The sequence below is a fragment of the Paraburkholderia phytofirmans PsJN genome, assembly GCF_000020125.1.
GTDB lineage: Bacteria > Pseudomonadota > Gammaproteobacteria > Burkholderiales > Burkholderiaceae > Paraburkholderia > Paraburkholderia phytofirmans.
On sequence record NC_010676.1, the window covers coordinates 2,449,707 to 2,466,846 of the forward strand.

The 17,140-nt window shown below is 63.4% G+C and carries 15 protein-coding genes; 10 read left to right on the top strand and 5 right to left on the bottom strand.

The annotated features are described in order from the left end of the window. Nucleotides 1-188: 188 nt before the first annotated feature. Together BPHYT_RS30730 and BPHYT_RS30735 are read left to right on the top strand one after the other, a co-directional pair. Complete coding sequence (locus BPHYT_RS30730; RefSeq protein ID WP_012428035.1) at nucleotides 189-1,415, top strand: MFS transporter; 1,227 nt, start codon at nucleotides 189-191, stop codon at nucleotides 1,413-1,415. A gap of 199 nt (nucleotides 1,416-1,614) precedes the next feature. Continuing rightward, nucleotides 1,615-2,487: a LysR family transcriptional regulator gene (locus tag BPHYT_RS30735; RefSeq protein ID WP_083772136.1), complete on the top strand. Its 873-nt coding sequence runs from the start codon at nucleotides 1,615-1,617 to the stop codon at nucleotides 2,485-2,487. Nucleotides 2,488-2,539: 52 nt separating this feature from the next. Here the strand turns inward: BPHYT_RS30735 and BPHYT_RS30740 are convergent, their stop codons facing one another. Then, complete coding sequence (locus BPHYT_RS30740) at nucleotides 2,540-3,526, bottom strand: zinc-dependent alcohol dehydrogenase family protein (RefSeq protein ID WP_012428037.1); 987 nt, start codon at nucleotides 3,524-3,526, stop codon at nucleotides 2,540-2,542. Nucleotides 3,527-3,867: 341 nt separating this feature from the next. Here BPHYT_RS30740 and BPHYT_RS30745 point away from each other — a divergent pair, with 341 nt between their 5' ends. Beyond that, a complete protein-coding gene (locus tag BPHYT_RS30745) occupies nucleotides 3,868-4,215 on the top strand; it encodes a DUF4148 domain-containing protein (protein WP_012428038.1) in 348 nt (115 codons plus the stop codon). Between the two features lie 148 nt (nucleotides 4,216-4,363). Here the strand turns inward: BPHYT_RS30745 and BPHYT_RS30750 are convergent, their stop codons facing one another. Next, entirely contained in the window at nucleotides 4,364-5,056 is a 693-nt protein-coding gene (locus BPHYT_RS30750) for a GntR family transcriptional regulator (protein ID WP_012428039.1), read from the bottom strand. A 271-nt stretch (nucleotides 5,057-5,327) separates the two neighbouring features. Here BPHYT_RS30750 and BPHYT_RS30755 point away from each other — a divergent pair, with 271 nt between their 5' ends. The 7 genes from BPHYT_RS30755 (at nucleotide 5,328) to BPHYT_RS30785 (ending at nucleotide 13,533) form a co-directional block, all read left to right on the top strand. Beyond that, entirely contained in the window at nucleotides 5,328-6,743 is a 1,416-nt protein-coding gene (locus BPHYT_RS30755) for an MFS transporter (RefSeq protein ID WP_012428040.1), read from the top strand. After that, nucleotides 6,740-8,095 (top strand): MmgE/PrpD family protein, encoded by a 1,356-nt coding sequence (locus tag BPHYT_RS30760; protein ID WP_012428041.1) that lies wholly within the window; start codon nucleotides 6,740-6,742, stop codon nucleotides 8,093-8,095. The genes BPHYT_RS30755 and BPHYT_RS30760 overlap by 4 nt, the downstream gene beginning before the upstream one ends. After that, nucleotides 8,088-8,825 (top strand): MmgE/PrpD family protein, encoded by a 738-nt coding sequence (locus BPHYT_RS30765; RefSeq protein WP_012428042.1) that lies wholly within the window; start codon nucleotides 8,088-8,090, stop codon nucleotides 8,823-8,825. The genes BPHYT_RS30760 and BPHYT_RS30765 overlap by 8 nt, the downstream gene beginning before the upstream one ends. Nucleotides 8,826-8,925: 100 nt before the next feature. Further along, nucleotides 8,926-9,471, top strand: coding sequence for a GlcG/HbpS family heme-binding protein (locus BPHYT_RS30770; protein WP_012428043.1), 546 nt, complete (start codon nucleotides 8,926-8,928; stop codon nucleotides 9,469-9,471). Nucleotides 9,472-9,576: 105 nt separating this feature from the next. Continuing rightward, the gene (locus BPHYT_RS30775) at nucleotides 9,577-10,332 is read left to right on the top strand and encodes a gluconate 2-dehydrogenase subunit 3 family protein (RefSeq protein ID WP_012428044.1); all 756 of its coding nucleotides are present in this window, start codon (nucleotides 9,577-9,579) and stop codon (nucleotides 10,330-10,332) included. Between the two features lie 60 nt (nucleotides 10,333-10,392). After that, nucleotides 10,393-12,177 carry a GMC family oxidoreductase gene (locus tag BPHYT_RS30780; protein ID WP_012428045.1) on the top strand — a complete coding sequence of 595 codons (1,785 nt, stop codon included), beginning with the start codon at nucleotides 10,393-10,395 and terminating at the stop codon, nucleotides 12,175-12,177. A 9-nt stretch (nucleotides 12,178-12,186) separates the two neighbouring features. Continuing rightward, nucleotides 12,187-13,533: a cytochrome c gene (locus tag BPHYT_RS30785; RefSeq protein WP_012428046.1), complete on the top strand. Its 1,347-nt coding sequence runs from the start codon at nucleotides 12,187-12,189 to the stop codon at nucleotides 13,531-13,533. A gap of 112 nt (nucleotides 13,534-13,645) precedes the next feature. Here BPHYT_RS30785 and BPHYT_RS30790 read toward each other — a convergent pair whose 3' ends face one another. The 3 genes from BPHYT_RS30790 to BPHYT_RS30800 form a co-directional block, all read right to left on the bottom strand. Next, nucleotides 13,646-14,815, bottom strand: a complete 1,170-nt coding sequence (locus BPHYT_RS30790; protein WP_012428047.1) for a porin — start codon at nucleotides 14,813-14,815, stop codon at nucleotides 13,646-13,648. A 177-nt stretch (nucleotides 14,816-14,992) separates the two neighbouring features. Beyond that, nucleotides 14,993-15,745: an SDR family NAD(P)-dependent oxidoreductase gene (locus BPHYT_RS30795; protein ID WP_012428048.1), complete on the bottom strand. Its 753-nt coding sequence runs from the start codon at nucleotides 15,743-15,745 to the stop codon at nucleotides 14,993-14,995. Further along, nucleotides 15,742-17,043: an MFS transporter gene (locus BPHYT_RS30800; protein WP_012428049.1), complete on the bottom strand. Its 1,302-nt coding sequence runs from the start codon at nucleotides 17,041-17,043 to the stop codon at nucleotides 15,742-15,744. The genes BPHYT_RS30795 and BPHYT_RS30800 overlap by 4 nt, the downstream gene beginning before the upstream one ends. Nucleotides 17,044-17,140 lie beyond the last annotated feature (97 nt).

Below are 17,140 nucleotides of genomic sequence, written 5' to 3' on the forward strand. Positions count from 1 at the left end.
AGCCGGCAATCCGTGAAACCGCGCGACTCAGCAGCGGGGAAAAACCTTTGAGTGCGTTGAGACCGTCCACGCGCGTCCCCATGATTGCGGACATGGGTGTCCGATAAGTCTGGAACTCCAGCTTATTGATGGGCGGGAACGCCGCCCCCAGAATCATGCAACGCATCACTTTCGCCTTGAGGCATTGCATGAAATCCGCACACGTTACCTCCGCTCTCCCCGCGCCGATCTACTGGCTGGCGCTCGGCGCTTTCGCGATCGGCACCGAAGGTTTCATGATCTCGCCGCTGTTGCCCGGACTCGCCGCCGATCTCTCGGTGAAGATCGAAACCGCGGGCCAACTGGTCACCGTTTTCGCTCTGGCCTATGGCCTCAGTTCGCCGGTGTTGACGGCGCTCAGCGGCAATCTGAATCGCCGCACCTTGTTGCTCGCGAGCATGATCGCCTTCGCGCTCTCCAACGTGCTTGCCATGGTCGCGCCGAACTTCTGGGCGCTGATGGGCGCGCGCGTGCTGTTGGCGCTGTCTGCCGGTCTGTACGTGCCGGGCGCGAATGCGCTGGCGAGCGCGATCGTGCCGCCAGAACGCCGCGGCCGCGCGATCGCGGTAGTCAATGGCGGCATTACGATCGCCATCGCGCTTGGCGTGCCTCTCGGCGCGGTTGTCGGTCACGCACTCGGCTGGCGCATGACGTTCGCCGGCGTCGCCGGGCTGGCGATGCTCGCTGCGGCCGGCCTGGTCGTCGGTCTGCCGCGCGACATTGGAGCGGGCATCCCGGTCGCGACGCTGCGCGAACGCATCGCGGTGGGGCGCAACCCGGTCGTGCTCGCAACGCTATTGACGACCACGCTGTGGGCCACCGGCGCCTACACGGTCTATACGTATCTCTCGCCGTTTCTCGCCAGCGTCACCGGTCTGGCCGGTGCGCAGATCGGCATGGTGATGTTCATGTGGGGGCTCGCCGCCGCAGCCGGCGTCGTGACCGGCGGCAACGCCAGCGACCGGTTCGGACCGCTGGCCGTGATCGTGCCGACGATCGCGCTGTCGGGCCTCGCCTTCGCCATGCTGTCGATCAGCGCGCGCTTCCTGTCACCCGCAGCCGCGCTCATACCGGTGCTGGTGGCCATCGCGTTGTGGGGCGTTGCGCACTGGGCGTTCTATCCCGCGCAGCAGGCGCGGCTCATCGATATAGCCGGTCTCAAGGTCGCGCCGATCGTGCTGTCGCTCAATGCATCGTTCATGTATATCGGTTTCTCGCTAGGCGCCGCGCTCGGCGCATTGACCCTGGCACACGGCGGCGTGGGCAGCCTCGGATGGGTCGCGGCGGCCAGCGAACTAGCCGCCGTGCTGCTGACGCTGGCGATCGTCGGACGGCCGGCCGTGGCGGGCGCGGCTTGCCAGGCGGAGCGTGGATAGGCACGTGATCGTCGCTTGCCCGTCGCCCGCTTTGCGGTTGGTGCTGTCACTCAGGACGGCCAGTCCAATGCGCCGGCGCCTCGCACTGGACAGTCGCCGCATCGGTCTTTTCAACCGCGAGATTGTCATCGGCATCGCGCTAACGCCCAATCTCGAAGTTCGGTACGATAAGCCGCCTGTCGCACGAGCGCATCCTGCTATGAACGAAATGACAATGGACTGGGGCGATGTCCGCGTGTTTCTCGCGATTGCCCGTTGCGGCACACTCGGCGCGGCCGCGCGCCAACTGGGACAAACCCAGCCCACCATGGGCCGCCGGCTGCGCGCGCTCGAAAACGCGGTGGGCCAGATGCTGTTCCAACGCACCGCCGAGGGCTTCGTCCTGACCGACGAAGGCCAGGCGGTATTGAGTTTCGCGGAGCGAATGGAGGAAGAAGCGCTTGCGTTCACCCGTTCGCTTGCCGGGACCACGCAGCAGTTGACCGGGTCGCTGCGCGTGTCGTCGTCCGACTGGTTCGGCATTCATGTGTTGACGCCAGTATTCGCCACGTTTCTCTCGCGGCATCCGCTACTCTCGATCGAGTTGATCACCGACTCGCGACGCTACAGTCTCTCGCGCCGAGAAGCGGATCTCGTGTTTCGCATCACGCCGTTCGACGAACCCGACGTGATCCAGCGAAAGATCATGGATATGAATTACGCGCTGTACGGGCACGCCGATCTGGTCGTGCCGCAAGCCGGCGATGGCGCGGGGCAATCGCTCATTACGATGGACAGCGCCTTCGAAGCCTTGCCCGACGTGACGTGGATTCGCCGCATGCTGCCGCATGCGCGGGTCGCGTACGCCAGCAACAATCGCGGCGTGCAGGCGCGCATGTGCGCCGAGGGCGGCGGCTTCGCGGTCCTGCCGTGCGCGCTCGGCGACAACACGCCGGGCCTGCGGCGCATCGACCTCGGCGAAAAGCCGCCGGGTCGCGAAGTGTGGCTCGGCTACCATCGCGACCTTCGGCGGCTGGGGCGGTTGCGGGCGCTGATCGACGTTGTCGTCGACAGACTCGCCAACGACGGATAGGCATCGGGCCACCGCTTAACTCACTCGCGGTCACCGGCCCGCGCAGCAAGCATCACGCTATATCGACGACGATCTTGCCCCGCGCGCTGCGCTCGGTGATTGCGTCGTACCCTTGTTCCGCCGAGCGAAGATCGAAGAGGCGCGGATCGAGCCGCGGCGTCAATTGACCCGCTTCAGCGAGGCGCGTCGCCTCGCGGAGCATCTCGCCGTGATGCGCCCGGTTCTCGCCGCTCAGCAGCGCATGCAGAGTGAACACGCCCGAATACGTGGCCTCGCGAAACGACAGCGGCGCGAGTGCGTGCGTGCCCCAGCCAAGCGCGCTGACCACATGGCCGAAATGCTTGACCGCCGCGAAGGATGCATCGAGCGTCGCACCGCCCACCGTATCGGCCACCACCTCGAATCCCACCCCGCCCGTATGCTGGGCGACGTATTGCTCGACGTTCTGCGCGGCGTAATCGATCGGCGTTGCGCCGAGGCGCGTGAGTTCGTCGTGGTCGCGCGCACTAGCCGTCGCGAACACCCGCGCTCCTAGCGCCCGCGCGAGTTGCACCGAGACGTGGCCCACGCCACCCGCGCCGCCTTGCACGAGCACCGTCTGCCCGGCCCGGAGCTTCGCGCGGTCCACGATCCCCATGTAGGCGGTGATGAACACGAGCGGCAGAGAGGCGGCTTCGCGCATCGACAGAGTGGTGGGCTTTAGTGCGAGCAGATCCGCGTCGACGGCAGCATATTGCGCGAGCGAACCTTGAATGCCACCGACACCGCCTGTCATGCCGTAGACCTCGTCGCCCGCTTTGAAGCGGGTCACGCCTGCCCCCACCGCCTCGACCACGCCGGCCATGTCGATGCCGAGCACCAGCGGTAACGGATGTTTTGCATGAGCGGCGGCGCCTGCGCGGATCTTCGTGTCGAGCGGATTGAGACCGGCCGCCGCGATACGCACCAGCACCTGGCCGGGCAACGGTTCGGGGCGCGCTACGGTGGTGAGTTCCAGCGGTCCGTTGTACTGGGAGAGAACGAGGGCTTGCATTGTCATGGTCAACGCTCCTGGCAAATGCCGGTGAATGGAAAGCAGCTGGAGTGAATAGTGGCCCATGCAAACTGGCCTGAAAACTCACAAATCCGCACACCTTCCATGCATAAATGCATGACAAAACGCCTTTTTCCGACAGGCAGTGCCCAGACCCTGAAGCTGGGGCAGAGCCAACATGTCAATTTCGTAATGAACCGGTGGGGATCGCGTCAGGTGCGCAAGCGCAATATGGCTTCCAGACGCTCACAGAAGAAAGGCCCGCGCAATACCAGTAGCGTCGAATGAGCTGCTGCTATTTAGTGAATTTCCTCAATCAACCATCGTATTTATTTCGAGTCTGAATCATGAAGAAAGCTATCGTTTGCCTCGCCCTCGCTGCTGCCGCCTTGTCCGCTCCGGTGCTCAGCTTCGCGCAATCCAACGGGCCGGTAACACGCGCCGAGGTCCGCAGCAATCTCGTGCAGGTGGAGCGAGCCGGCTATAACCCGGCGCGTTCCGACGACGCCAGCTATCCGGCCGACATCCAGGCCGCCGAAGCGAAAGTCGCGGCACAATCAACGTATCGGCAAGCGACGCAGGGCTACGGCGGTGTACCGACGAACAGCACATCGTCAGGAAGCCCGATGGAAACGGCGATGCAATCGACCTGTGTCGGTCCGGTCAGCTTCTGTACCCCGTACTTCGGCAAATAAGTGGCATGCCGTGCAGGTCCCGTGCTTGTTGCCAGACGCACGGGACCGCGTTTCATTCTGAACATCTCTTGACGGCGGCAAAACCTGGTTCGCCGTTGATAGAAACAAACGAACCCCAGCTTGCCTCGCACCGCGCCCATGAAGCGCCTCAACCCTTGACGAATTCCGTCTCCCACGCCTGCTCGATTGCCTGCAACGCAGTCAACACGATCGAGCGGTTCAACGCCGCCGCGAGCGTGCCGTCGCGTTCGGCATACGCCTCGCACAGCCGTTGATGATCGGCGCACGAACGCTGCATGCGTCCAGGCAACGAGGTGCTGAGGTGGCGCAGCCGGTTGGTGCGCATCCGCATCGAATCGAGTACTTCCTTGAAGATGCCGTTGCGGCTCACCCTCAGTTCTTCATCGCGAAACGCGACGTTGGCCCAGAAATAGCCGTCCACGTCGGCGTGCGCGGCCGCATCGGCGAGACGCTTGTGCGCGCGCCACAACGATTCGATGTCTTCAGCGGTGGCCTGTTCGACGATCGCCAGCGACACCTGCCCATATAACAGCACACGCAGTTGATAGATCTCGCGCACTTCCGTGAGCGTCATCGACGACACGCGCGGGCGCCGCCGCGGCGACCAGTCCACCAGCCGTTCGCGGTTCAGCACGAACAGTGCTTCGCGCACCGGCGTGCGGCTGACGTTGAAGCGTTTCGCGAGATCGACCGAATTCAGGTCGTCGCCCGGTTGCAGCCGTCCTTCGATGATGCCGCGCGCCACCCAGTCGACGATCTCCCCGACCGGCGATGCGTCGCCCTGCTCCTCTTCGTCGCGTGTGTCGACAGTTTCGTCCATCCCGTTTTCCTCGATATCCCTTGGCGTGCCTCCCGACTGCATGGACGGATTCTAGCAAACCGGCAATTGGGCAAGCCGGTGCGGCCCCCTGCTCGATTTCCCTAAGTGTGCACAGTTCGTCGAATATTTCTTGAAATAAACCATAGATTCGCCATACACTTTGCGAAGTGTCGACACTAGCAATATAGAACACCAAGTCCGGTCGCAACTAGCTGCATGGGCCGGAGTAAGCGCCGAAGCGCCAACTCCGGTCGGCACAGGAGACGCAAGCATGTACATGGAAAAGGAGATCGCCGGCGCAACCGCCGTCGAAGCCAGCGTTTCGGCGCGGCTCGACCGCCTGCCGCCGACGCGTTATTTCAGCGGCCTCGTCGCGCGCATCGCGATCGGCGGCTGGTTCGAGTTTTATGAAATGTTCATGGCAGCCTATATCTCGCTGGGACTCATCGGCAGTGGTCTGTACCGCGCCACCACGGCAGGCCTCTTCGACGTCAACGGCTTCGCCAGCTTTCTCGGCTCGTTTTTTGCCGGGATGTTCGTCGGCACCGTGGCGCTCGGCGGCTTCACCGACCGCTTTGGACGCCGCGCCGTGTTCACCTGCGCGATGCTGATCTATTCGGTCGCGACCTTTGCCGCCGCGTTCCAGCATTCGCCGGAATCCATGGATCTCTGGCGCTTCGTCGCGGGCCTCGGGATCGGCGTGCAGCTCATCACTGTCGACACTTACATCTCCGAGCTGACGCCGCATCACACACGCGGCCGCTACAGCGCGTTCAGCATTCTCGTGATCCTGACGTCCGTGCCGACCGGCGCGGTGCTGTCGTTTCTGCTCGTGCCGCACACGATCCTCGGTCTCGAAGGCTGGCGCTGGGTGATGATCATCGGCTCGGCGGGCGCCGTGCTGATCTGGTTCATGCGGCGCGGCCTGCCGGAATCGCCGCGCTGGCTCGAAAGCAAGGGCCGCGTCGACGAGGCGCGCGCCATCGTCGATGCGATCGAGGCCCGCGTGGTCGCCGAAACCCGCTGCCCGTTGCAGGCACCCGCGCAACACGCGCCGGAACCGCCGGCCGGCGAGCAAAGCGGTTCATGGTCGGAGATGTGGAAGGGGCGCTACTTCAGCCGCACGGTGATGCTGTCGTTCTTCAACTTCTTCCAGACCTTCGGCGTGTACGGCTTCGGCGCGTGGGTGCCGGTGCTGCTCTACACGAAAGGCATCACGATCACGCATTCGCTGCTCTACACGATGGTGATCGCATTCGCGACGCCGCTTGGCGCACTCGGCGCGATGGCGTGCGCCGAACGTGTTCAGCGCAAGTGGCAACTGGTCGGCTGCGCGATCGTCGTCGCGGTGGCCGGCGTGCTGTTTGGCATGGTGCGTGAGCCCGTTCTGATCCTGCTGTTCGGCAGCGCCGTGACGATCGCCAACAACTGGCTGATCGGCATCTTTCACACCTATCAGGCCGAGCTGTATCCGACCCGGATTCGCGCCCGCGCCGTCGGGTTTGTTTTTAGCTGGAGCCGCCTGAGTTCGATCTTCGTCGGTTTCTGGGTGGCGGCATTGCTGAAGCATTCCGGCGTGCCCGCCGTGTTCGTGCTGATTTCGTCAGCCATGTTTGTGATCGTCGTGATGGTCGGGCTGCTAGGGCCGAAGACCAACGGCATTCGTCTGGAGGAGTTGTCTCAATGAGTTCCATCGCCGCCGCATTTGCGCACGGCCTTTTTGCACTGGCGCAGCGTCCGCTGCCGGTTCCGGTCGCAGAGGAAGCCCGGCGCTCCTTGATCAATGTGATCGGCACGTCGATCGGCGCCTCGCGGCATCCCGGCGTCGACGCGATTCTCGCCGCGGCCGCCGAACTTGGCGTCGCGCGGATCGCGCCGGTGCCGGGCCGCAGCGAAAAAGTCGATCTGCATTTTTCAGCGCTCGCGACCGGCTTTGCCGGCCATCTCGACGATTTCGACGACACCCATCTTGCGACCGTCATTCACCCCGCGGCTTCGGTGCTCGCCGTGTTGACCGCTCTCGCGCCCGACACGCGGCCCACCGGCGCGGCCGCGCTGAGCGCCTTCACGCTCGGCTGCGAAGCACAGTTACGGGTCGGCGTCTCGATCTCGCCGGAACATTACGACCGCGGCTGGCACATCACCGGCACGTGCGGGGTGGTCGGCTGTGCGGTAACGGCTGCGCTGCTGCTCGGTCTCGACGAAGCGGGATTGGCGCAAGCGGTGTCGATCGCGGCCTCGATGTTTGTCGGCCAGCGCGAAGCGTTCGGCACGATGACCAAGCCCTATCACCCCGGCAAGGCAGCCGCAAACGGCATTGCGGCCGCGCGTCTCGCGCAGCAAGGCCAGCGCGCCGCGGACGATATTTTCGAAGCGCCCGGCGGCTACTCGCATTCGATGTCGACCAAGGTCGACTTCGAACTGATGAACGGCGCGTTCGGCGAGCGCTGGGAATTGCTCTTCAACACGTACAAGCCGTATCCGTGCGGCATCGTCGCGCATCCGGCGATCGACGCGGGCCTCGCGCTCGCGCCGCAAATCGACGACGTGCAGTCCATCGAATCCATCACGCTGCGCTGCCATCCGCTCGTGCCCGAACTGATGGGCAATCCGCAGCCGAAGGACGGCCTGCAGGCGCGCTTTAGCGCGATTCACGGCGTGGCCGCCGCGCTGTGCGACGGCCAGGTCGGTCTCGCGCAATACGAGGACGCACGCGTGGTGCAGGACGACGTCACGGCGGTGCGCGCGCTGACGAAGCTCGCGCCCGACGCCTCGGTCAATCGCGACGAAGTTTTTATCGCGGCCACGCTGAAGGACGGCTCGGTTATCGAACATCACGTCGAACATGCGCGCGGCAGCCTCGCGCGTCCGCTGACCGACGAGGAACTGATGCACAAGGTCCGTCTGCTGGTGGATTCGCAGTTGGGCGACGGCGTCGCCGCTCAACTCGCCGCCGCCGTGGCGGCACTCGACACGGCCGCCAATCTCGACGCGCTCTTTGCACTGTGCGCACCGTCTGAGGAACTGAATCATGCATAACGCCGCTCAACATTCCGTCGTGTCCGACGCGCTCGCCGGCTTCGCGATCGCCGCACTGCCTGCTTCGGCCGACGCCGCACTCGACGCCGCCCGCGACGCGCTCACCCACGCGCGCCTGATCACCGGCCCGGCGACGCGCTCCACCGAGCAGATCAGCGCACTGCTGCAATCGCAAGGCAGCGCGACGACCGACTCGCGCACCCGCGCATGGATTCTCGGCACCTCGCTCGCGACGCAGGCCGCCGCGTCGCCGGCCATGCCGGTGCTCGCCGCCGTGATCGCAGCAGGCGACACGCTGGGTTCATCCGAAAGCGATGCGATTGCCGCCGCCGCGATCGGTATCGAAGCCGCCGCGCGCATTCTCAACGCGGTCGACAGCGCTGAATTCCGCGCGCGCTGGAATGTGGCGTCGTCGGTGGGCGTACTCGGCGCGGTGCTGGCAGTCTCGCGCCTGCTGCGTCTCGATGAAACGCGTACACGTCATGCGCTCGGCGTCGCCGCAACCCAGGCCGCGGGCCTCGCGCACAACGCGGACCACGCGATGGAAGCGATCGAGATCGGCAAGGCCGCAGCCGACGCGCTCGAAGCCGCGATGATCGCGAAGCACGGCTTCACGAGCGCGGCCGCATCGATCGACGGACGGCGCGGCTTCGCGGCGCTAATGGCGTATCGCTTCGACGCCGCCGCGATCACCGAAGCGCTGGGTACCCGCTGGACTTCGCTCGACTGAATGTGACTCGCTTTGCCCGATGTGTTCGACGCATCGGGCAAAGCTGTCATCAACCGCCAATGTTCGAGGCTTTTTATCGGCCACACCACGGGAGTCCAATATGTCCAGCAAGCGCATCATCCAAGCCTTCTTACCTGCGCTGTTCTCGCTGTGCGCAGCGTTGAGCGGCACGAGCGCCATCGCGCAGACGCCCGCATCGCAACCGTCGGCGGGCGGCCTGCCGGCGCACTCGCCATTCGATATTCCATACGGCATGCCGCTCAGCCTGCAAAGCGCCAACCAGGCGCTCGAAGCCGCCGAGGCTGAAGCCGCTCGGCACGGCTGGCCCGAAGCAATCGCCGTCACCGATCCCAGCGGAGAACTCGTCGCATTCGCGAAGATGGACAACACGCAGAACTCGTCGCCGAAAATCGCGCTGCGCAAAGCCGCGACGGCCGCGCGCTTTCGACGCGATACGCGCACGTTCTATAACGCCTTCGAAGCCGGTCATACCTATGCAGCGACGCTCGATCCTTCGGTGGTCGCATCGCCCGGCGGCTATCCGCTCGTGATCGGCGGCAAGATCGTCGGCGCGATCGGATGCAGTGGCGGCAGCGGCGACCAGGACGCGGATATCTGCAAAGCAGGCGCGGACGCGTTGAAATAAAAACGCGGGTCGCCGTTTTTGCGGCGCTTAAGTTGGTCGGCAATCCTGCTAGCAAGCCAAATCATATCGATCAGGATGCCTTTATAATGCACGGAGAAGTTCATCATGGACGACAAACCCGCAGCCGCCTCAGCGACGCCGCCAATCGCCTCGTCGCGGCGCCGGTTCCTGATTAAAAGCGTCGCGGTGTTGCCGGTGGCGGGCGGCCTCGCCGCGTGCGACCGACCCGGCGGCTTGACGGCGTCAGCGTCGGCGTCGACCGCGGACAGTTCGAATGCGGCGCCGTACCAGCCGAAGTTCTTCAAGCCCGATGAATGGAGCGTCCTGCAAGCCGCAATCGACCGCCTGATTCCCGCCGATGCGGAAGGACCGGGCGCACTCGAACTCGACGTCGCGACATTCATCGACCGGCAGATGGAAGGCGCGTTCGGTCACGCGGCGGCGTGGTACATGCATGGTCCGTTTCATCCGGACGCCACGCCGCTCGCCGGCTATCAAAGCCCCATGTCTCCGCGAGACCTGTACCGCACCGGCATTGCCGCGCTCGACGCGCATTGCAAGGCGCACTTCGGCGGCAAGCCTTTCGTGCAATTGACGACCGCGCAACAGGACACGCTGCTGCACGCCATGGATAGCGGCAAGGTCAAATTCGAGCAAACCTCAGCCAGGCATTTCATTGCGCTGCTGTGGCAGAACACCAAAGAAGGCTATTTCTCCGATCCGATTCACGGCGGCAACAAGCACGCGGCAAGCTGGACGATGATCGGATTTCCCGGCGCTCGCGCCGACTATCTCGACTGGGTCGCGCAACCCGGCAAAGTCTATCCGCTCGGACCCGTGACGATCGAAGGCAAGCTCTAGCCGTTTCATCCAGCAACGCTCGCAGCAGCACTACATAAAACACACGCCAGGAGGAGACACATGGCGAACATCAGTAAACCCAAAGTGGACGCGGTGGTGGTCGGCATGGGCTGGTCCGGTTCGATCATGGCGATCGAACTGGCGGACGCCGGCCTCACCGTGGTTGGCCTCGAACGCGGCGAAAACCGCGATACATACCCCGACTTCGCGTATCCGAAGGTCGCCGACGAACTCACTCACGTGCAGCGCTTCAAGCTGATGCAAAGCCTCGCGCACGAGACCGTCACGATCCGCCGCCAGGCGCAGGAAGTCGCGCTGCCGTTGCGTCAATACGGCGCCTTTCTGTTCGGCGACGGTGTCGGCGGATCGGGCGTGCACTGGAACGGCTTTACATATCGCGCGACCGAAGCTGAGCTGAAACTGCGCAGCCACTACGAACAGCGCTACGGCAAGGGCTTCATTCCCGACGACATGACGATTCAGGACTGGCCCGTCAGCGCCGCCGAGCTCGAGCCGTTCTACGATCGCTTCGAATATGTCGCCGGCACGTCGGGCAAGGCGGGCAATCTCAACGGACAATCGGTCGGCGGCGGCAATCCATTCGAAGCGCCGCGCTCGCGCGATTACGCGTTGCCGCCCTTACCCACTGCGTATCCGTCGATGCTGTTCGACCAGGCCGCGCGCGAAGTGGGCTATCACCCGTATCCGACGCCCGCGTCGATCGCATCGAAGGCCTACACGAATCCGTATGGCATGCAGCTAGGGCCGTGCAATTTCTGCGGCTACTGCGAACTGTTTGGCTGCTACATGTTTTCGAAAGCGTCGCCGCAGTCTTGCATTCTTCCGGCGCTCGCGAGAAAGCCGAATTTCGAACTGCGCGACCGTTCGGCAGTCGTGAAAGTCAATCTCGACTCGACCGGCAAACGCGCCACCGGCGTCACCTATATCGATGCTCAAGGACACACTGTCGAGCAACCGGCAGATATCGTCGCACTGTGCGCTTACCAGATGCACAACGTGCGCCTGCTGCTGTTATCGGGTATCGGTAAGCCGTACGATCCGGCCACCGGAGAAGGCACTGTCGGCAAGAACTACGCCTACCAGAAGAACAGCAAGATCCAGGTCTTCTTCGACAAGGACGTCGCAATCAATCCGTTCATCGGCTCGGGAGCGGGTGGTGTCGTTTATGACGATTTCAATGCCGACAACTTCGATCATGGTCCGCTGAATTTCATCGGCGGCGCGATTACCTTTGCGACGGTGACGGGTGGCCGTCCGATCGCGCAGGCACTCGTGCCGCCCGGCACGCCGAAGTGGGGCTCGGGGTGGAAAAAGGCCGTGAAAGACCACTATCTGCATTCGTTCGCCATCTCCACGCAGGGCTCGGTGATGTCGTACCGCGACAACTATCTCGACCTCGATCCGACTTACAAGGACGCATACGGCCTGCCCCTATTGCGCATGACGTTCGACTGGAAAGACAACGAAGGCCGCATGACGCAGTTCGTCAGCCACAAAGCCGCCGATGTTGCGCGCGCGATGAACCCGAAGCCGCAATCGGTTGCAATCAACGCGGGCAAGCCGGGCGATCACTTCGATGTCGGCCCATATCAGAGCACGCACACGACCGGTGGCGCGATTGCGGGCGACCGGCCGGACAACAGCGTGGTGAATAAGTATCTTCAGTCGTGGGATGTCCCGAATGTGTTCGTGACCGGCGCCTGCTCGTTTCCGCAAAATCTCGGCATCAATCCGACTGGCACGATCGGCGCCATGACGTATTACGCGGCGAAGACGATCCGCGAGACGTATCTGAAGAATCCCGGCCCTCTGGTTCAGGCGTGAGCGAACGTCATGACAATCCAATTCGATCGCTTGAAACAGTATCTGATTCCTGTGTTTGCGCTGATGTGCAGCGGCGCGCTCAGTAGCGGTGCGAATGCGCAAACCTCGAATGCCACGCCCACGCCCGTGAGCGCCGACGCGCAGCTAGCCAAAGGCGCTTATCTCGCGAAAGTCGGCGATTGCGCGGCCTGTCACACGGTAAACAAAGCGCAACCGTTCGCGGGCGGCCTGCCGCTCGCGACGCCTTTTGGCACGCTGTATTCAACCAACATCACGCCGGACGCATCGACTGGCATCGGCGGATATAGCTACGCGGACTTTGCCACGGCGTTGCGTCAGGGTATCGCCAAAGACGGCCATCGGCTGTATCCGGCAATGCCGTATCCGTCGTATGCAAAGATCGACGACGCCGACATGCATGCGCTTTATCGCTACTTCATGCAAGGCGTCAAACCCATCGGGCAGCCAGATCGCGCGTCCGAACTGCGGTTTCCATTCAACGTTCGCGCGCTGATGACCGTGTGGGATCGTTTGTATGCGCATGAGCAACTGCCCTATCAGGCAGATCCGCACCAGAGTGTGGAATGGAATCGCGGCGCATATCTGGTGCAAGGGCTCGCGCATTGCGGCGCATGTCATACGCCGCACGGCATGCTCGGCCAGGAGAGCGTGCTCGACGAGAAGGACAACACCGCGTTCCTGTCCGGCAATACGCTGGCGGGATGGTATGCGCCCAACCTGCGCGGACATAAGACGCAAACATCCGACAGCGACAATGTATGGAGCAAAGCCGACCTCGTCGCCTATCTGCGCAGCGGGCGTATGCATGACGGGGTGGCATTCGGCCCGATGACGGAAGTCGTCGACGACAGCACGCAATATCTGCACGACGACGATCTGAACGCGATCGCAACCTATCTGACGTCGCCACCATTGCAAGCAGGCGCGACGCCGCCGGCCCCGCAGCAAACCGGCCGCGCGGAACAGACGGCTATCGCGCTCCGAGCCGGTCGCGTCGATTCGTCCGGCGCCCGTCTCTATCTGGACAATTGCGCGGCCTGCCACCGCACGGATGGCACCGGCGCAATGCCGGCTTTCCCCAGCCTCAGGGGCAACGCATCGGTGCTGAGCGGCGATCCGGCATCGCTGATTCATATCGTGTTGAGTGGCTCCCATATGCCATCCACCGCCGCGGCGCCGACGCCGCTCGCCATGCCCGACTTCGGCTGGCGTTTGACCGATCAGCAGGTAGCGGACCTATTGAGCTTCGTGCGAACCAGTTGGGGAAATCGCGCGGCGGCCGTCACTGCTGGTGAAGTCGCCAAGGTTCGCGGCGTGGCGCTCAGCGCGAAATAACCCGGCAGCGTTGCAGCGTGAAGCGTTCACGCGCAGTGTTTGAATATGTGAATGAAAGAAGCCCAGTGCGTTAATCGCCGCACTGGGCTTCTTTCATGGAAAACGAGCGTGATTAGAACTTGTGGTGAATCGCGACGCGCGCCACGGCCTGATGATTGTTCGACGAATCGCCGAGACCGCCGATATCCGCAACCGCCGCAGCGCCCGTGGAACTGGTGCCGCTCGCGGTCTGGAACGTGCCGAGGAAATAAACGTCGGTACGTTTGGACAGCGCGTAGTCGAGCAGCAACGAGAACTGGTTGTACTTCTGGTCGCCGAGGTCGCCTCTCACCGCATTGCCCTTCGTGTAGTTGTATTCACCCGACACAGAGAACGCCGGCGTGAAGCGATAGAGCGCGTTCAACTCATAGCTGTTGAGCGTCGCGGTCGCCCCACCGAATGCGCCGATATTCATGTACTTGGTATTCGAATACACCGCGCCGATCTTTGCCGGGCCGAAGTCGTACGAGCCGCCCGTCGTAATGATTTGCAGCGAGTTGGCGGGCTTCGTGCCGAGATAACCCGAGTTCAGCGAATTGAACGTCGCGGCGTTCGCGTTGCTGTTCAGAAGCGAGCCCAACGCCGACGGATTCTTGAACAGTTCATACGCGACCCCAATCCCGAACGGGCCGTGTCCGTAGTTCGCACCGAGGCTGTATCCGCTCGACTGCGAAATCTCACCCGCCACGCCGCCCAGACTCACCGTGCCGCCGAAAGTCAGGCCGTTGAAATTCGGGCTCGCGTACTTGATCGTGCTGTTCGCGCGAAATGTATGGTTGACGTTGTCGAGGTCGCCCGGATGTTCTGTCGTCGATCCGCCATATGCGGCGGCATAGCCGTAGTTGCCCACGTAGTCATTGATGCTGTCGTACTGACGGCCGAGCGTTACGGAGCCGAACGAGCTGCTGGCGAGGCCCACATAGGCTTGCCGGCCGAATGCAGTGCCGCCTTGCCCGAACGCGCCCGTGCTGACGTTGATGCCTGACTCCAGCACGAAGATCGCCTTCAGGCCGCCGCCCAGATCTTCTGCGCCGCGGATGCCCCAGCGGCTGCCCTGCGTGCCCGCATTGGAATCAACCGAGAATTGCCGGCCGCCCACGTTCTTGCCCTTCACCACGTTCTTCGCGTTGGTGTTGATCATCACGCCTTCATCCACAATGCCGTACAGCGTCACCGAGCTCTGCGCGTGAACGGTCGCAGCAAAGGTGCCCAATATCGATAATGCAAACAGCGATTTTTTCATTCTTTCATCTCCGCCAAGTCATGATTTATTTTTACCTTTAACATTTCACTCTGTAATACTAACTAATTTGAAAGCTCTACCGCATAAGCAATCCTCCGAAACCCGCAACGGCGAGTTCGACTTGAAACTGTTGGAGCGCGGCGCGCGAACGGTCTTTGCCGCGCGCCGCCAGAACGATCAGCCTAGAAACGCGCCGCCGTTCGCATGAATCGCCTGGCCCGTCAGATACCGTGCCGTCGGGCCGCACAGAAACTGCACGAGGCTCGCGACCTCGTCGGGCTGGCCGCGCCGGCCGAGCAAGGTGGTGCGCTCAGCGTGATGCGCGGGTTCCTTGTTGCCTGCCGCGCCACCGCGCACCGTCGCGATCAGGCCGGGCACCACGCAATTGACCGTAATGCCGTCCGGGCCGAGATCGTGGGCCAGCGCGCGCGTCAAACCGACGAGGCCCGCTTTCGCGGCGATCACGTGCGCGCGCCCCGCCGAACCGGCATGCGCGGACATGCCGCCGATGTTGACGATCGCGCCGGCCTTCGATTGCCGCAGATACGGCAAGGCCGCGTGCGCGCACAGATACGCGCCGTCGAGAATCACCGACATCACTTCGCGCCAGCGCGCGTAATCCAGTTCCGCGAACGGCACTTCGCGACGCACCGCGGCGTTGTTGACGAGAATGTCGATCTGCCCGAAATGGTGAATCGCCGCTTCCATGAGACTTTGCGCGCCCGCCGGTTCGCTGACGTCGGCCAGATGCGCGGCCGCGCGGCCGCCCGCAGCCTCGATCGCGCGCACGACTTCGGCGGCTTCGTCGGCGGAACTGCGTGCGTTGACGAGCACTGCATTGCCCGCTGCCGCAAGTTGCAACGCGATCTCGCGGCCGATATTGCGCGCCGCTCCGGTGACGACCGCGACGCCGCTAACTTCTCCGTTCATGAATGCACTCCCAGTGATTCCGTTGATAGTGTGGGTTTCGCGCCGGCTTGCAGCGGCCGGTCGGGACGAATCCAGAACGACAACGCAATGCCGACCAGCAACAGCGCGATCGACATCACGAACGGCAGACGATAGCTGCCCGTCATGTCGGTAATCAGGCCGAACGCGACCGGCGACACGACCGCCGCGAGCCCGGCCGCCGTGCTGATAAAGCCGCTCGCGACGCCCGCAAAAGCGGGCGCGATATCCATCGGCACGGCCCAGATCGGGCCTTCGGTCGATTCGAGGCAGAACAATGCGGCGGCCAGACACAGTGCGATCACGGTCCGGTCCCGCACGAACAGCACGCACGAGAGAAACAGCAGCGAGCCCGCAAAGCCCATGATGATGACGTTGCGTCGCGCTTTATTCAGGTTGCCGGTGCGTTTATAGAGTGCGTCGGTCAGCAGGCCGCCCGCCGTATCGCCGACCACGCCGGCGAGAAACACGCCCGACGTAAACAGCGCCGTGCTTTTGAGGTCGATGCCGTACACGCCGACAAAGAAACTCGGCAGCCAGCTCAGATACAGCCACAGCGTCCATGCATGGCAGAAGAACACCAGCGTGACCGGCATGATGCGCCGGATCAGCGGCCACCACGGCACCGCCGTGCGATGGCGCGGGCCCGCATACGGCGGCAATGCGTCGACTTCAGCGGTGGTGATCGTCGGATGCGTGCGCGGATCGTCGCGGAAATACAGCGCCCATACGACCACCCAGATCGCGCTGACGCAACCGAGCGCGATAAACGCACCTCGCCAGCCGAGCAGTGGAATCATCAGCACGATCAGCGGCGGCGTGACGGTGGCCGCCAGGCGCGCGGCGGAATGCGTGAAGCCCTGAGCGAAGCCGCGTTTTATCTGCGGAACCCAGTTGGCCATCGCCCGTGTGGCGTTCGGAATCGTGCCGGCTTCGCCGAGTCCGACGAGTGCGCGCGAGAGCACCAGCGTCGCGAGGCCGCCGGTCACGCCGGTCGCGAGCGTGCCGAGCGTCCATAAGATGCCTGAGAACGCCAGCATCCGGCGAGGTCCGATCTTGTCGCCCAGATAACCGTTGATGATCTGGAAGATCGCGTAGCAGTAGCCGAACGCCGAGAGCGCGATGCCGAGCTGCGTATTCGACAGATGCATCTCCGACTTCAGCAGCGGCGCCGCGATGGAAAGATTGACCCGGTCGACGTATTCGATGAAATACATCGCGCAGATGAGCATGAATACTCTGCCCGTGGTGCCGCTGAACATGCCTGCTTTCGCTTTCATCTTGAACCGCCCTGCCCGTGACCGCGACTGTGACCATGATGCATGGTTTGCTCCTTCATTTTCGGATTGCCGCCAACGCCTCGATGCACTCGATGCG

Excerpts from the sequence above, each read along its gene's own strand:
- BPHYT_RS30730 (WP_012428035.1), top strand. The coding sequence starts at position 189 with ATGAAATCCGCACACGTTACCTCCGCTCTCCCCGCGCCGATCTACTGG.
- BPHYT_RS30735 (WP_083772136.1), top strand. The coding sequence starts at position 1,615 with ATGAACGAAATGACAATGGACTGGGGCGATGTCCGCGTGTTTCTCGCG.
- BPHYT_RS30740 (WP_012428037.1), bottom strand. The coding sequence starts at position 3,526 with ATGACAATGCAAGCCCTCGTTCTCTCCCAGTACAACGGACCGCTGGAA.
- BPHYT_RS30745 (WP_012428038.1), top strand. The coding sequence starts at position 3,868 with ATGAAGAAAGCTATCGTTTGCCTCGCCCTCGCTGCTGCCGCCTTGTCC.
- BPHYT_RS30750 (WP_012428039.1), bottom strand. The coding sequence starts at position 5,056 with ATGGACGAAACTGTCGACACACGCGACGAAGAGGAGCAGGGCGACGCA.
- BPHYT_RS30755 (WP_012428040.1), top strand. The coding sequence starts at position 5,328 with ATGTACATGGAAAAGGAGATCGCCGGCGCAACCGCCGTCGAAGCCAGC.
- BPHYT_RS30760 (WP_012428041.1), top strand. The coding sequence starts at position 6,740 with ATGAGTTCCATCGCCGCCGCATTTGCGCACGGCCTTTTTGCACTGGCG.
- BPHYT_RS30765 (WP_012428042.1), top strand. The coding sequence starts at position 8,088 with ATGCATAACGCCGCTCAACATTCCGTCGTGTCCGACGCGCTCGCCGGC.
- BPHYT_RS30770 (WP_012428043.1), top strand. The coding sequence starts at position 8,926 with ATGTCCAGCAAGCGCATCATCCAAGCCTTCTTACCTGCGCTGTTCTCG.
- BPHYT_RS30775 (WP_012428044.1), top strand. The coding sequence starts at position 9,577 with ATGGACGACAAACCCGCAGCCGCCTCAGCGACGCCGCCAATCGCCTCG.
- BPHYT_RS30780 (WP_012428045.1), top strand. The coding sequence starts at position 10,393 with ATGGCGAACATCAGTAAACCCAAAGTGGACGCGGTGGTGGTCGGCATG.
- BPHYT_RS30785 (WP_012428046.1), top strand. The coding sequence starts at position 12,187 with ATGACAATCCAATTCGATCGCTTGAAACAGTATCTGATTCCTGTGTTT.
- BPHYT_RS30790 (WP_012428047.1), bottom strand. The coding sequence starts at position 14,815 with ATGAAAAAATCGCTGTTTGCATTATCGATATTGGGCACCTTTGCTGCG.
- BPHYT_RS30795 (WP_012428048.1), bottom strand. The coding sequence starts at position 15,745 with ATGAACGGAGAAGTTAGCGGCGTCGCGGTCGTCACCGGAGCGGCGCGC.
- BPHYT_RS30800 (WP_012428049.1), bottom strand. The coding sequence starts at position 17,043 with ATGAAAGCGAAAGCAGGCATGTTCAGCGGCACCACGGGCAGAGTATTC.